The 14,077-nt window shown below is 44.1% G+C and carries 18 protein-coding genes; all 18 read right to left on the bottom strand.

Annotated elements, in window-relative coordinates:
* Positions 1-306: 306 nt before the first annotated feature.
* On the bottom strand, positions 307-450 hold the full coding sequence (locus tag ACYVGR_RS06015) for a hypothetical protein (protein WP_460954574.1): 144 nt from the start codon (positions 448-450) through the stop codon (positions 307-309).
* 12 nt (positions 451-462) lie between these two features.
* On the bottom strand, positions 463-1,200 hold the full coding sequence (locus ACYVGR_RS06020; protein ID WP_460954576.1) for a hypothetical protein: 738 nt from the start codon (positions 1,198-1,200) through the stop codon (positions 463-465).
* Positions 1,201-1,290: 90 nt separating this feature from the next.
* Positions 1,291-2,529, bottom strand: coding sequence for a sialate O-acetylesterase (locus ACYVGR_RS06025; RefSeq protein ID WP_460954578.1), 1,239 nt, complete (start codon positions 2,527-2,529; stop codon positions 1,291-1,293).
* Positions 2,522-2,749, bottom strand: coding sequence for a hypothetical protein (locus ACYVGR_RS06030; protein WP_460954580.1), 228 nt, complete (start codon positions 2,747-2,749; stop codon positions 2,522-2,524). Before ACYVGR_RS06030 ends, ACYVGR_RS06025 begins: the two co-directional genes overlap by 8 nt.
* Positions 2,721-3,314 (bottom strand): CHAP domain-containing protein, encoded by a 594-nt coding sequence (locus ACYVGR_RS06035; RefSeq protein WP_460954582.1) that lies wholly within the window; start codon positions 3,312-3,314, stop codon positions 2,721-2,723. The genes ACYVGR_RS06030 and ACYVGR_RS06035 overlap by 29 nt, the downstream gene beginning before the upstream one ends.
* The gene (locus tag ACYVGR_RS06040; protein ID WP_460954584.1) at positions 3,224-3,904 is read right to left on the bottom strand and encodes a hypothetical protein; all 681 of its coding nucleotides are present in this window, start codon (positions 3,902-3,904) and stop codon (positions 3,224-3,226) included. The genes ACYVGR_RS06035 and ACYVGR_RS06040 overlap by 91 nt, the downstream gene beginning before the upstream one ends.
* 1 nt (position 3,905) lies before the next feature.
* Positions 3,906-4,325, bottom strand: a complete 420-nt coding sequence (locus tag ACYVGR_RS06045) for a hypothetical protein (RefSeq protein ID WP_460954586.1) — start codon at positions 4,323-4,325, stop codon at positions 3,906-3,908.
* 40 nt (positions 4,326-4,365) lie between these two features.
* The gene (locus ACYVGR_RS06050) at positions 4,366-4,638 is read right to left on the bottom strand and encodes a hypothetical protein (RefSeq protein ID WP_460954588.1); all 273 of its coding nucleotides are present in this window, start codon (positions 4,636-4,638) and stop codon (positions 4,366-4,368) included.
* On the bottom strand, positions 4,639-5,238 hold the full coding sequence (locus ACYVGR_RS06055; RefSeq protein WP_460954590.1) for a transglycosylase SLT domain-containing protein: 600 nt from the start codon (positions 5,236-5,238) through the stop codon (positions 4,639-4,641).
* A complete protein-coding gene (locus ACYVGR_RS06060; RefSeq protein WP_460954592.1) occupies positions 5,238-5,705 on the bottom strand; it encodes a M23 family metallopeptidase in 468 nt (155 codons plus the stop codon). Before ACYVGR_RS06060 ends, ACYVGR_RS06055 begins: the two co-directional genes overlap by 1 nt.
* Positions 5,705-6,448, bottom strand: coding sequence for a hypothetical protein (locus tag ACYVGR_RS06065; protein ID WP_460954594.1), 744 nt, complete (start codon positions 6,446-6,448; stop codon positions 5,705-5,707). Before ACYVGR_RS06065 ends, ACYVGR_RS06060 begins: the two co-directional genes overlap by 1 nt.
* A 4-nt stretch (positions 6,449-6,452) precedes the next feature.
* Positions 6,453-6,794, bottom strand: a complete 342-nt coding sequence (locus ACYVGR_RS06070; RefSeq protein ID WP_460954596.1) for a hypothetical protein — start codon at positions 6,792-6,794, stop codon at positions 6,453-6,455.
* Between the two features lie 2 nt (positions 6,795-6,796).
* On the bottom strand, positions 6,797-7,351 hold the full coding sequence (locus ACYVGR_RS06075; protein WP_460954598.1) for a hypothetical protein: 555 nt from the start codon (positions 7,349-7,351) through the stop codon (positions 6,797-6,799).
* A gap of 307 nt (positions 7,352-7,658) precedes the next feature.
* Positions 7,659-8,261 carry a hypothetical protein gene (locus ACYVGR_RS06080; RefSeq protein ID WP_460954600.1) on the bottom strand — a complete coding sequence of 201 codons (603 nt, stop codon included), beginning with the start codon at positions 8,259-8,261 and terminating at the stop codon, positions 7,659-7,661.
* A 52-nt stretch (positions 8,262-8,313) separates the two neighbouring features.
* Positions 8,314-8,856 carry a hypothetical protein gene (locus ACYVGR_RS06085; RefSeq protein WP_460954602.1) on the bottom strand — a complete coding sequence of 181 codons (543 nt, stop codon included), beginning with the start codon at positions 8,854-8,856 and terminating at the stop codon, positions 8,314-8,316.
* 12 nt (positions 8,857-8,868) lie between these two features.
* The gene (locus ACYVGR_RS06090; RefSeq protein WP_460954604.1) at positions 8,869-9,324 is read right to left on the bottom strand and encodes an LEA type 2 family protein; all 456 of its coding nucleotides are present in this window, start codon (positions 9,322-9,324) and stop codon (positions 8,869-8,871) included.
* Positions 9,321-9,989, bottom strand: a complete 669-nt coding sequence (locus ACYVGR_RS06095) for a hypothetical protein (protein ID WP_460954606.1) — start codon at positions 9,987-9,989, stop codon at positions 9,321-9,323. The genes ACYVGR_RS06090 and ACYVGR_RS06095 overlap by 4 nt, the downstream gene beginning before the upstream one ends.
* A 215-nt stretch (positions 9,990-10,204) precedes the next feature.
* Positions 10,205-13,768: a COR domain-containing protein gene (locus ACYVGR_RS06100; protein WP_460954608.1), complete on the bottom strand. Its 3,564-nt coding sequence runs from the start codon at positions 13,766-13,768 to the stop codon at positions 10,205-10,207.
* Positions 13,769-14,077: the final 309 nt, after the last annotated feature.

Raw genomic sequence — 14,077 nt, forward strand, 5'->3', positions numbered from 1 at the left:
CTACGATGCATATTTATGTACATCCGATTGAAAAATCAAATAATTTTTTAATCTGCCTTTTAATGGGCTTCAGTACTCAGTTAAATTAACTATTCTATTTTTAGGTATTAACCACTAATTATCAATTCTTATACCCTTCATTATCAAAGCGAAAAATAAAAAAAATAGCATTACTTTATTTTTTTTATTGAAAATTCTATACGGGAAATCTCCCGTGCAAATAGGGTAATATTACCCTATTTGCACGGGAGATTTCCCGTATAGAATTTTCAATAAAATTGACTTCTAAAAAATCACTTATAATCCTCACTTCTCCTTAACATGGATAATAACCTTATCCAAGAGTTCATCACCGATGTTAATCAACAGATCAACAACAGCCCGAAGGAACCACCGCTTTTGTTGGGGTGGGCCGGGAATTGTTTCTAATTCGTGGTCTTCTACTTGCATGGTGTTCTTTGTTTAAATTGTGATCGTTAACGCTGTATCGGTATAGGTGTAGTTTGGCCGCTTCTCTTGGATAAAGACGATTGCTCCAATGATCCCGCAAACGATTAGCCCGCTGAGTGCCTTTTTGTAGCCCAGCAATGCCCAAACGACCACCAGCACCAGCACCACCAACCCGATAAAGACCTGTTCGTTTGGGAGTAAGGCCGCAAATGAAGACGGCGCTACGAACCCATTGTAGATACTGAACCGGATGCTCTTGCCGTCTCGATCATTGGGCGATACCAGACAGTCAGGCAAGACCATTGCCTGACCGTTTAACGAAATCGGGATATAACTACTATGCCGGTCGGTCGAACTGGTTTTCTGGAAAAAATTCAGGCTCTGAAGATTGTACAAACTATTCATGGTTTGTACCGGGTGCGTGTGAAATCGAAGCGGCAACAGCTCGTTTTGTAGGGCCGTATTGATGCCCCGTTGATAGTCCGCGCCCGATGCCTGGAATGTAATATCACTGGTGGACTGATTGGTTAACGGGGCCACCTGTACCACCGTCAGCGTGCCCGTAGCGGGATTCACCGACGCATACAGAAAGCCGCCCGTTTCGTGGTCTTTGGGGTAGATGTTGGCTAATTGGTTCAGAATCGCTTTCGGCAGGACGATACGAACCGGCTTCTTTAAAATCAGCGTGGGTTGCCCCTCGGTGGTCACGATCTCAAACAGGCCACTATTGACTAATTGTTGTGCGTTCATTATTCACCTCGTTTAATACAAATACCCGGCGCAATACGTCCGGGTATTATGCCCTAACCCATAAAATGTAACCCTTAACCTTTCCTCGTTTTATTGCCGGAGTCGATAGACATAAACCCCGGCCAAAATCAGTAACCCAAGAATGGATTTTGCCCGGTAGCGACCAGTCAGCAGACCCAACGCCAGCAGAGCGGCCAGCCCGTAAATGATATAGTTGATAGTCCCGTTGGCGGGCGTAGGGGCGGGTTCAATCGCGTACTGAATATCGTTGGTGTCCGTCCCACTAATGGGCGTAGCCACATCCACGCGGGACAAATACGGCGTCGAACCCGAAAAGAACGCATTTGTTAAACTCGCATCCCATTCGGAGGCAAACAGCAAGTTTCCGGCATTGGTCAAATGCGCCGTTTCCTGATGCAGTTCGGGGGCGTTCCACTCAGCCCCATTAAAATCCGGCCCTTGCCATAGATTCGGTTTCGTGGCAATGAAGTTAGCGAGTGCTTGCGCAATGGCCGCACTACCCAGCCGATCCGTTCGGCCCGATGTTTCTTCCTGAACCATCACGATAGCCAAGTCAGGCACTCCGAACTGATTCCGGGTGTAGTCGATCACAAAGTTTAATTCCTCGGTGAACGAGGCCGGATTAACGGCAGCGTCATTATAGCCGTGTTCGGCCAAGATTGCCCGAATACCCGTTTTGGGGATATAATCGCCCATCACCTTTTCGAGCGGGTGATAGGGCATCCGTTTGTTGTAATCAATGAACCCATGTGTAAACGGGATGCCTTTTAACACCTTCCAGTTCTGTTCAATATTCGACCCGCCAAAAGCGGTGTTATAGAGCAGTACCGGCACGTTTAGCCGATTCACCAACTTATCGCCAAAGACGGCCCACGGCCCCGCCCCGCCCGTCAGGAACGGCCCGACCATGTTGGTCAGCGTACCAAACTGGTAATTCGTTTCGTCGATTAGATCGGTCAGAGTAACCACCCGCTCATTACTTCCAGCGGGGCCGTTGGTGGATTGCATGAACGAATGACCCCAACAAACAAGGACTTCACCGGCTCCGACTTTGCGGGTTACCGGGTCGGTTCCGTCCGTTGCCGTCAGGTTGTACCAACCCCCATCGGCCACAAGGCCACCCGAATAATTCCCGTTGGCATCGGCCACGAAAACGGCGCTCGTGGCCGTGCCGCCAATGGCCGGGGTCAGCGTGACGGTCACCGTGCCGCCCGCTTTGGCCCCCGTGCCGACCACCGGAATTTTCGCCCGGTTCTGATTATCACGCTGGTACACCGCGTGGTCGTAAGGCTCTGATAAATTAATCATGATTGAATGCGTAGAAATAGCTGATCAGACACAGGTAACACAAGCACACAAACCCAATAAATAAGTACAGGCTCGTGTCAAACAGCATCCATAAAAAGTACAGGGCGAACCAGCCACCACCCACGGCCAGCATGGTGTAATGAAGGCCCACCAGTAAGCAAATGCCGAACAGAAACAGCACATCGCGGGTATTACTCGTATAGTGTCGAAGCCACCACATAAGCCAGTGATTTAGGTCTGCGTTTCATGCGTACCGCGTCATTGCGGTTATTGTCCCGGTAGACGGTTGAACTTGTGCCGGTGTTACCCTCCATACTGATATAATAGTCTTTGCCATCGGGCCATTCGACAATAATACCAATGTGGCTAATGGTGCCGGATTTGAAGCGATACCCCACCACATCGCCGGGGCGGGGTTTGCCGGGTAGTATTTTCCGCTTGGAGTAAACGAACCGTTTGGGGTCGTTGAACCATTGGGCGGCTTGAGCGGGATTCTTGCAGGTGGGCGGGATTTTGGCCCCGTTGGTTTTATAGGCCCAACATACGTAATACGCACACCACGGATCACGCCATCCCTTGACTTTGCGGCCTAACGTCGTAGACCGATACTCATCAATCCGGGGGGCATCGTTGTTGCCCTTGATTTCGTGTACGCCTTGTTCGGCTTTGGCCGCTTCTACGACGGTAGAAGGCGTTAAAGGGTCACTTGGTAAATCGACGCTAAAAACTGCGTAATCACGTACAATAAGCCCAGCACAAAAAACAGCCGCCCAAAGGCCGAACATTCCCGAAAATCCAGCTCGAACGATTCGCCCGCTGCCTTCTGGTTCAGGTATTCGGTCACGGTGTAGAAGTACCGGCGTACCACCAAAAACACGAAGAGTAGTCCCGCAAAGAGCATGAAGGCGTGAAAGGCTGGTTTGCACAAGACTTGCGCCACATAGCCCACCGTGCCCGTGTTTGCTTCGCCGATGAAATAGAGTAAAAACCATGCCGCTAAAGACAATAACGATAAGTTGAAATTTCCCCAGATTTGGCGTTTGAGCCATGCCCCATGCGGCTCGTTTACTTCGGGCAGAAGCGTAGTCGGTTCGGACTCCATCCCCAATTCGGCCCGGATTTCGGCGGCTGTATCTTCGCACGATTTGGCGTACCCCCGTAGGGTTTTGCGTTCCGTTTCGTTGTCGCTTTGACTGGCTTCGAGCCGGAACGCTTTGGCATCGGCAATCAACTGGTCGATTTGCTCGATCTTTTCGGCCCGCGCTTGCTGGTCGGCTTGCTGTCGAAGCTCCTCAAGCCGGGTTTGTTTGGCTTGAAGGGCTTCGACTTCGCCCGCTAGTTCGCGGCCAAGCGCATCTAAATCTAGGCGTTCCATGTTATTGTATGGGAACATAGTTGATGCACTCAATCAAGACGGCCACCGTACCCACATCATTGCCCACGGTCTTAAACGTCACCGAATCGGAGAAGCCCGCCAGCAAATCCACGCCAGCCGGGGAATTACTGGCTAGGGTGGCATTAGCGGTACTGGTGGGCCGTCCAGCCAGCGAAACGCGTTCGCCTAATCCGCTAATTTTCAGATTAAAATAAGTACTTGAATCATACTCACCGTAGGGCAATTCCAGGCGGGCGTCGCGCTCGGTTTGCCGAACAACCGCGACTTGTTGGAGCGGTGTTGTGCCGTACCCATGCAGGGAAACGAGTACTTCGTCACCCTCTAACGTTAAGGTAATGGGTGAGGTGTTACTGACGATAATGCGCTGAAACTTGGAGCGCCGAACGAGTTTTTTGTACATAGTAGTTGTTGTTTTAAAGGCTTACGATAACGCGGCACGTTTAAGCCACCACGACCGCCGAACAATTCATGGGCATCTCGAAGGTGAGCCGGTAGTTGCCGCTGGATACTTTCAGGGATTTACCCGGCTCGATACAATGCAGGGCTTTTAAGACAATTTCCTGAACCCGTTCAGGAAGTCCCTGTAAGGATGTGGTGTCGTCGTTGTTGACCACAAAGACCGAGGTAGAGCCCGTGTTGACGATAGTTGCCGTAGCTTTGGAAGCGACTTTAAAGGTGCCCGCTTCGGTGATTTCAGTGTACGTTTTAGCCATTTAGATATTGCGTTTTAACATGAAAAATCCAATGATGAGGACAAGGGCCAACGCGATAAAATGACCGTTTACGGTGCCCGTGGACACGCCAGCCGGGACGTAGCGCGAAATGGCTTCTTTGATTTCGCCTAGGGTCACATTTCCGTCCAAGTCCTTGTCCAAGACTTTGTTTAGTTCGTATTGCCGTTTGCCTTCGGGGGTAGACGAGTAGGCCGTATAAGCAACCTGACTATCGGGCTTGCCCAGATAGGCCGGGGCAAAAATGCTGATGTACAGGTCGTAGACGTTGCGGATTTTAGCCGCGTACTGCCGAACGTATTTTTCGACGTAATCCAGTTGGGTAACGGCGTCCATCGTGGCCAATTGATCGACCGTCACGCCTAACCCGGCCACGCCGGTTTTGGTAAACTGAATGAGTCCCACCGCGCCCGATCCGGCATAATTGCGAATCGACGGGCTGAATGTCCCCGCCGTTTCCACTCGCATCACGATCATTAACCAATCGGCGGGCATGCCCAACCGGACAGCGATTTGACCGACTTTGGTCACAAAGGCCGCTCGGTAGGCCGTGGGAACTAATTCTTCGTAAGCAAGTGCCATTAGGATAGGTAGTTAAGCGGGTCAACGAATTGGCCCAATTTGTCTTTGACGGAAAAATGCAGGTGCGGCCCGGTAGTCGTGCCGGTATTACCCGTGTAGGCGATGATTTGCCCGGTTAACACCCTATCCCCCGATTTGACCCCGTAGCGGCTCAAGTGCGCGTAGCCGGTGGTTAGGCCGTTATCGTGCAAAATCGTTAACTGGTTGCCGCCTGACCCCGTCGTATATACGTTGGTGACGGCGCCGTCTGCCGGACACTTGACGGGCGTACCCACGGGGGCGGCAAGGTCGATGCCCGTATGGTCCGTGCTTGCGCCCGCCGTAGGAGCCACCCGGTTACCAAAGGCCGATGTAATCCGAACCGTACCGGCAAGGGGCCAAACCAGTACCGCCCGTAGTTTCTGCCGAATCAAGACGGCAGCACCGGCCACCAAAACCAATACCCCGGCAATCACGCGTGTATCCATTAGAGGAAGGTTAAGGAGCCTTTATGTACCCAGTAATCCACATCGTATACGCCCCAAAAAGCAGCTTTTTTGATGTGGGCGAAACGCCCCTTTACCCCGTTGATGGTCAGATCGGCTTCCCCGGCATAGGTGCCGACCTTATCGCCTTTAGCTGCTGTATCGCCCGCGTAGGCGGGTTCTTTGTAAAGTCGTATGTTGACCGCTTGGGTCGCCACCGCCGTTTTATTAACCAGACTCGTGACGCGGGTTTCAGTGCCCACCGTAACCACGACCCCCGTGCCGGTGGTGGCTCCTGAATTGGTCGTGGTGGTCGTTGTGCCGGAACTCGTCGTTGTGCCGGTCGTGGTCTTTTTGGCGTTGACGATGTTCCAGAACTTCGCCAGATCGCCAATACTCAATTCTTCCGATAAGTCTTCGGACAAGTCCGCGTTATACAATGTTCGGTAGGCTTTGGCAACGGCTTGGTAGTCGGTGATTTGGGCGGCAAGACTCATCACGGCGGGAACGTCCGTACCATCGAAACCCATGCCTACCGGGAATCCCAGCGGAATAAACGCCTGCCGGAGTTGTTGGGCAATCATTAGGGTTTTGTCCGAACCGATGGAATCGCTCGTGGATTCCTGGACTGTTTTTTGCCAACCCCGTGCCACGATGTACAACAGTACACCTAACGCCAAGAATAACAGTACGTTATTGTATTGGCCGTTGTTTACGTCTTTAATATCCTGCCGTCCTACCATCATTTTACTAGCTTAGAAACCCTTTGAACATGCCGCCTTTCATGGCTCCACCAAGGGCCGGAAAAGCTTTGAGAATATCGGATAGTCCGATGTTTCCGCCTTTGGCGTCCCCTTTCTTTTTGAGGGCCGTAAAGGCTTTTATATTGTCTTCGGTGAGAATGGTTCGGAATACCTCGCCGTCATTTTCGGCGGTTTCGGCCAGCATCTCAATCAGTTCATAAGCGCGAACGACACCGGGGTCGGTTTCGGTCGCGAAGGCTTTTTGAAGGGCCAGAAACAGCCGGATTAACATCTTAGTGGCTGTTTCCTCGTTAATTTCAATCGTTTGGGGTTGGGCTTGCGTTTTCATGGTTAACTACCAAATAATGAGGTTCCTGTAAATACTTTTTTGACAGCATTGGCCGATTCAGCGGCATTGGCCACTTTGCCGATGGTTTCGGCAAAATCGGGTATTCCATCGCCGTCCTTATCCTCGTAAAAATCCTTGCGGAGCTGTTCAAGCTGTTTCTTAAATTCCGGCCACTCCTTATCAAACTCCATGAACTTTTGGTACATCTGTTTGAACATAAAGTTTCGCTCGGTGTCTTCCTGAATCTTCGCTAATACATGGTCAGCGATCCCGTAGGCGTTGGTGCTTTGGCCGGTCATTTTGGGGAGCGTTTGGGTACGCGGGTGAATGGTAATGTCGTGCCATTCGGCCCCGTTGTGTTTGTTCTTGTTGTTGGCCGCTTTTAGGCGATAGGTGCCGGGGGGCAGTTCGGCCAAACTCCCTTTAAGCCGCTGTAATGACTCGTTCATATCCGCCGTTTCGCCGTTGCGAGCCGTGACGGTTTGGCCGTCATAGAGATACCAAAACGGGGTTTGGTCGCTCCGTAATTGGGTCAGTATAGATTGCTCGGTTTGCATGGGTAGAACGGATTTAGCGTAATCCCCTAACCGACGCTAGGCCGGTTAGGGTAGGGGTTATTTACTGAGAAGGATAATGACTATTTACTGTGCTTTTTAATCAGCGTATCTTTCTTTTTCTTGTCTTTGTCGAATTGTACTTTTTTAGCGTCGTACTTTTCCCAAGATGAAATAGGGGCTGATTTTTTTGGCTTTTTCGGTGCTTTGCTCATTGGTATAGTGATTTGTTTAGTTTGGCATGGGGCGGGTAAACCGTTGCCAGCCTACCCACCCGTTTGGGGGTTCTATTCGTTTAAGGAGATATAGCCTAACGACGACGGCGGCTTGGTTTCATGCCCAGCGCCGGAGCAATGACGGGTTTCCACAGTAGGGCTACTGCGATCAACAGCACCGCCCACCAATATTTCGACAGGAACGAACTGATTTCGTCGGTAGTCGATGCCGACTGAATCACGGGCGTGTCAGAGCTACCAGAGCCGGAACCCGAACCAGAGCCCGAACCAGAGCTAGAACCCGAACCCGAACTAGAGCCCGAACCAGCGCTAGAGCCCGAACCGGTTACGTTTTTGGTGTTCTTGGGGAACCCAGAGGCCCAACCCGTAGCGATGTCGAAGCCTTCGACCCACTTTACCCCATCGCCAATACTGGCTTGTGCCGGGAACCGACCGTCTAAGGTGGTTGCATTGTTCGAGTTTAGGCCCATCGCCGACACCAACGCACTATCGGCTACGTTTTCGTAGGCGGCTTGCAGGGTAGACGAGAAACCCAAATTGCTCAGCCACGCACGGGGTTTGAAAACCATCACCCCCCCACCATCACAGCCAAGGATGTACTTTTTCGAGTCGATAGCGACCTCGTAAATGGGCAAGGTGGCGGCTTGTTGCCCTACTTGTGAAATTACTGTTGCCATTCGTTTTTTGTTGTTTACTGGTTGTTGCTTACTGATTTACTGCGTGTTACACCTATTTTCGGGCCGGTGTCGGCTTATTGAAAAACAGGAAATAGATTAAAAACATGACCACAAGGAAGGTGACCATTATCACGGTCGGGCTGGAAAAATCCAGTCCAAAAATTTTATTCGACTGCAAGGGCGCGGCCTGTGTGGGCGTGGTGGTCTGACCAATCACGATCTTACCGTTGGCATCCTGACTGACATTACTATAGCCCGCTTGAGCCAGTGACGGGCCGTCTAATACCCCAGCAGCGACCAGCGCGGCAATGGCTTTTTCGCCGTACTTGAACACCAGATCAAGCGTATTAACCAGTTTGGTATTCCCTGACTTTTGGGCGGCTGTTTTGGCGGCTGTAAAGTCAGACAACATTTTCGGGTCGGTAATGGCACTCGAATAGTCGTTGTATTGGTCGCTGGTTGGGTCAACGCCCCTATCATCCAGATACGAACTAATGTCGGTCGTTGACACGCCGTTTAGTTGCTTATCCAGCCACCCGGCCCACCATTCATCGGAGTAAGTTTTGCCCGCTACGGGTTCGGTATTGTCGTACATAGTCGTTGCTGCTTAGAAAGTGGGTAGGGTAAAATCAAAGCTGTTTTTGATGGGGATTTGAAACCCTTCGGCATAGATAAGCCCGTCAATTTCGAGTCCGACCTTACCCCCTTTTAGGGTGGTGAGAATGCCTTTGGTGGCATTGAGTAAATCGAAGTACTGAACCCCCACGGCAACATTAATGACCGTCTCGGAACGCGGCCCGATAGTCACGGGGCTATCAATGGTAGCGCGGCCCAAGTATTGGCCCGCCGTGTTTACATCGGCCTGAACGCCCTTTAAATTGATCGTGCCGCCCGATGGGTTAATGACCCGCATCGGCAGGAGAAACGAGAGTTGACCGCCCTGCAAACTGATTTGTTTGGGCAAGCCAATCTGATAGTCTAGCCGTTGGGCGGTATTGACTTTGTAGAGTACCCACAAGGCCAGAATGACAATCAGGACAATGAGTATAAACGACTTTTTCATGAGCGTTTGCGGTTTCGTTTTTTAGCTAGGTACAGGATAAACAAGACCAAAATGGCCGCTCCTGCGTACCAGTAATAAACCGTTGGGGTTGGTGCTTCTTGTGGTGCGGGCGTTTTGTCGGTGCCGGGTGTGGTTCCCGTCGTAGTTTTGCCGTATTCAGCAACGAGTGCCGCCCGAATTTGAGCGAGTTGCTTAATGTCTTCGGCGTATAGCTGGACAAGTTGTTGTGCTTTGTAGGCTTCTAATTGCCTTGCGGCTTGCGCTCCTGCTTCCGCCCCGGCAATGATACCCTCCACATAAGGCAAGGCCGCTAAAGCAGACGTAAACGCTTTTTCAACCAGCGTGTACCCATCGGCTCCAATACTTTTCAGGTAGTCAAGCGTATTGTTGACCCGCTCCCTGATGAATGTTACCCGTGCGTCAATGGCGTCAATTCGATCCTTTAGCCACTGCGTTCTATCGGTTCCGGTAGTGTAAGCAACCCGAACAGCATCAATCGTACTAATGGCTTTATCGTTTGCATCTCGAATGGCTTGACGAACTTCATCCGGCAGATAAATCTTTTTGTAGGGTTGCCACGGCCACGTGTCGGGAACCGTCGCAATTACTACGTCGGGGTCTTGCTGGTCGGGTACACCATTATAGATTGTGTTCAGGTCTGCCATATCCCAACAAAATTCCTCAATAGGTATTCTTTGCAGAAATGGTCTGTACTCTATTTTTATGCATGTTATGCTCTATTTTTGAGCATAAAAAAAGCCCATCCTACTACAGACAGGCTATATTTTAATGTACTTAGTGATATTGGCTATTAATCTCTTATTTCAAGAGGTTAATATATATAAAGAAATAGCTCGCCAATAAATACAAATAAATCAATTTACTTGTAAAAGATCCCCCAAAAATCCTTCCAAGACTTTATTGTTTGTTTAGAGGAAATGTTTAATTCGGTTTCATACTGTAGTATAGTTGGAATTATTGGAATTATAAACTTGAGCTTTGAGCTTGTGTTAATATCTGCGCTTAATTCAGACTGGACCTCAAGTCTTTTCTTATAATCTAGCTTATCCAGTCGCTCTAAAACTACAGAAATAAGTTCTATAGCCATTTTATTTTCAGATCCTTCTAAATCTACTTGTTTTTCATTAATACTCTCCTCTATTTCTTCTATTGAGTAATGTAGTTCATCTATCTTAAAATTGACAATGCCAAATTCTCTCTGAATTAATTCTTGCGTTTCATTTATAGCCTTCATAATAATATTTTCTGAAACGGAAGGGTTTTTAGATTTGACTAAAACCAAAAAATTATTCTCAATCTCTACGATATTTGTATTCCGTAAATCAATCTCTTCTTGATATAAATTTCTTCTAGATTTGTCAATCTCGTTATTTTTTAATTGTCGATAACGTAATATTATTTTATATTGCTCTTCTAATTGCACTTTAAGCTGTTCGGTAAAAAAATCAGGTAGCGTTTCCATAGTATTTTTGAGTGTTTTATTGTCGCGTCTCCCAAATAAAAAATAAAATTCTTCATACTTGCCAAATGCTAGAATTGATTTAACTAAATGATAGCTATCTTCGTATTTTACTGAAATTTCTATTTCTAATTTATCTAACATTTTAGCATCTTTTAGTTCTTTATTTAATTTCATCAATTCTTTTTTAATGAATTCGTATATATGGCTTACATCATGCCCCTTAAGCCTTACATATACTGCTTTGTCTTCCCAGCTCTCAGTGACTTCTGCAAAAGAAACTTCATCGTCAAAATATAAATGAAGAATGCATCCGTTTTTCCATTTAAAGTCTTGATAGATATTAGGAAATAAATCCACAATTAGTTTATTAACTGTACCTGCTGGTATGAAAGGTGAATATTTAAAGCAAATTTCGTAATCGAATTTTTTAAAAAAATCAGGGATTGATGAGTTTTTTTCAGGTAGTAAAGATGGTACGATATAAGTAACCTTGTTTTGGAGATCAATTTGTTTATAGCAAAATTTATAAAAAACCATTAAATCTATTAATTTTTCATGTTCACTTGAAGAGTAATCTGTCTCGGGCCAAATATCTGAAATGAAGTCTTCTTCCAATATCCCTCGCCTTACAAATTTGCTATCTAGTATCTTATAAATAGAATTTTTTACCCAAAGCGGATTTAAAACAATAAAATCATTAATATATGTCTTACTTTGAAAATAAATAATATCCCCAATTCTATCTAAATATTTTAACCATATATCACTTTCATCTATGCTTAAATTTTCTAATGAACAAATTTCTCGATATTCGTCTAGTAGAATATAGTTGTCTTTTCTTTTGGTGTCTAAAATTTGTTTAACATTAAACCAATTTTGGCTAAATAAACTATTGAAAATATCTTTACTGACTTTAGGGAGGGCATTTCTGATACTTTTTTCAAGTTCGCCGAAATTATATAAAGTATCACAGGAAATTTTTATAAAATCGTGTATATTGTTAAATGAATTAAAAAGCTCTTCTTCATTTATTCTTTTTGTACCTAAATCACATTTATTTAAAACGTATATTGCTGGACTCTGTAGATCCTCCTCTTTATCATAACCAAAAGCTTTTGACATTGATAGCCAATACTCATAACCTACATAATCTTCTTTTGTAGGCAAATCGTCAACAGATGTGACATAAACGTAGAGAGCTTTTCGACTGCAAAAAACTTGTTGTATTTCTCTATATTTACCTTGTCCTCCAAAATCCCATATCGATAGATTAAAATCAATATTTTGATCCAAATTAGTGATTTCTGCTGCTAAATCTTTTATTGTATATATTGATATATCTAAACCTTGAGTGCGGTCTTTTTTGTCTGGCAACTTTGCATCCTTATCTAATAATTTAATACGAATAGAGCTTTTTCCTACCTCCCCATTTCCTATTAATATTAACTTTGCTTGATATACTGAGGTGAGTTGCCCGCTTAAGCTTTTTAAATAAATTTTTATTGCATTTAAAGTATTCTCATCTTTATCGTAAATTTCTCTTGGGATATTTTTTACTGGATTTAGACGAATATTTAGATATTCTAGATCCGGCAAATGATTTAAAAAATCCATTGTTATTTCATGTATATTATTGTCATATAAGTGAAGTTGCTTTAATTTTTTCAACGAACTAATATAGGATAAATCTAATATTTCGTTCTGTCGAATATCTAATATCTCCAAGTCAGGATAATCTTTTAAGAATGATAAGTCTGATAATTTTTTCTTCCTTAAATACAAGCCAATGATTTTCTTTTTGGAATTTTCAGTAAATGTTAGGTTTTTAGTCCAATCATTAATATCGCTAAAATTCATTGATTTTAAATTCGGTTTAATGTCTCGGTCAAAATCAATAAAATAGTAATTATTTCTAAAATACGACATTAGTGTTATAGATTTTATCCTTTCTAATGATACTAGATCTATAATGGGATTTTTTCTTATTGTTAGTTCTTTTAATGATATTAAGTTTATTATTGGGCTTATGTTAGTAATTTTATTGTGACTTAAATATAGCTTTTCTAATTTTTCCAATTTCTCTAATGGATATATTTCAATAATTTGATTATTAGACAAGTCTAATACTTTTACCATTTTTAGGTTACTTAATTCCGATATATCAATTATGTAATTATTGCGAATATTAAAGTAAGAGATTTTGTTTGACAAAGAAAAATAAGGTATTTTTTCGATTAAATTACTTTCAAGATTAATTGTTTTTATTAGTTTTATTTTATTTATTACTGAAATATCTTCTATTCTATTGTTTGATAAGTTTATGTTGTTTAATTTTTCTAAATATAACAACGGATTAATATGCGATATTTTATTAAATGATAAATCTAATTTTTTTATATTTACTAAATCTGATAGTGGTTCAAAGTCTGATATTTCATTATTACTCAAATTTAATATCTCTAAATTTTTTAAAGTAGACAATGCTTCAATATTAGATATTTTATTGTTACTTAAGTTTAAAATTTTTAATGAAGTGAATTTTTTTGCCGTAAAAAAATTTTTGAGATTTATCGTATCTCCATTAGTTAAATGTAATTCACTTAAATTGGGTATACTAATGTATTTAAAAACGCTATAATTAAAATTACTATTTATTTGTAACGATATTAGTGATTCTAAACTAAAATTTTCTTTTGTTTTTGAAATTTCGACGTCAGATAAATATAATCCTTTTAGCTCATTAAATTCTCTCAGGTAAAATAAATTAACAATTTTTTTTTCTTTGCGAATACCTCTTGGGTATAAAAACCTTGAAATACTTAGAGAAGTAATATCTTTATTTTTATTTATAGTGTAAAATTTTTTAAAATAATTATTCTTCCAAATTCTATTGGCTTCGATAGCTGTAATATTAAGAATTAGAGGAAGTAGTTTTTTTAATTTTTCAACCTGATTATCCATAATTTCATCAGTATTTTGGACTTGCTAGCCCAATAGCTTCCTTGTCAATGTATCTACTATGTTTTTTTTTAAATAATATTGACTGTACAAATGACACATTGATAAATATTTAGTAATCACCAGCTAACAGTAGCCTTAATAGTAAATTACTGAAAATAAGCATTGGTTTTACTCTAATATCTATCTGATTTGATTCACCCCAAAGAAGCTAAATTATTATTATTATAGCAAATTTACACACCTGACCTAATTGTAAGTAATAGAAAAGCCCGTCCAACAATGGGCGGGCTTACTTTAGTTTATTCAAAT

The sequence above is a fragment of the Spirosoma litoris genome (assembly GCF_054776755.1).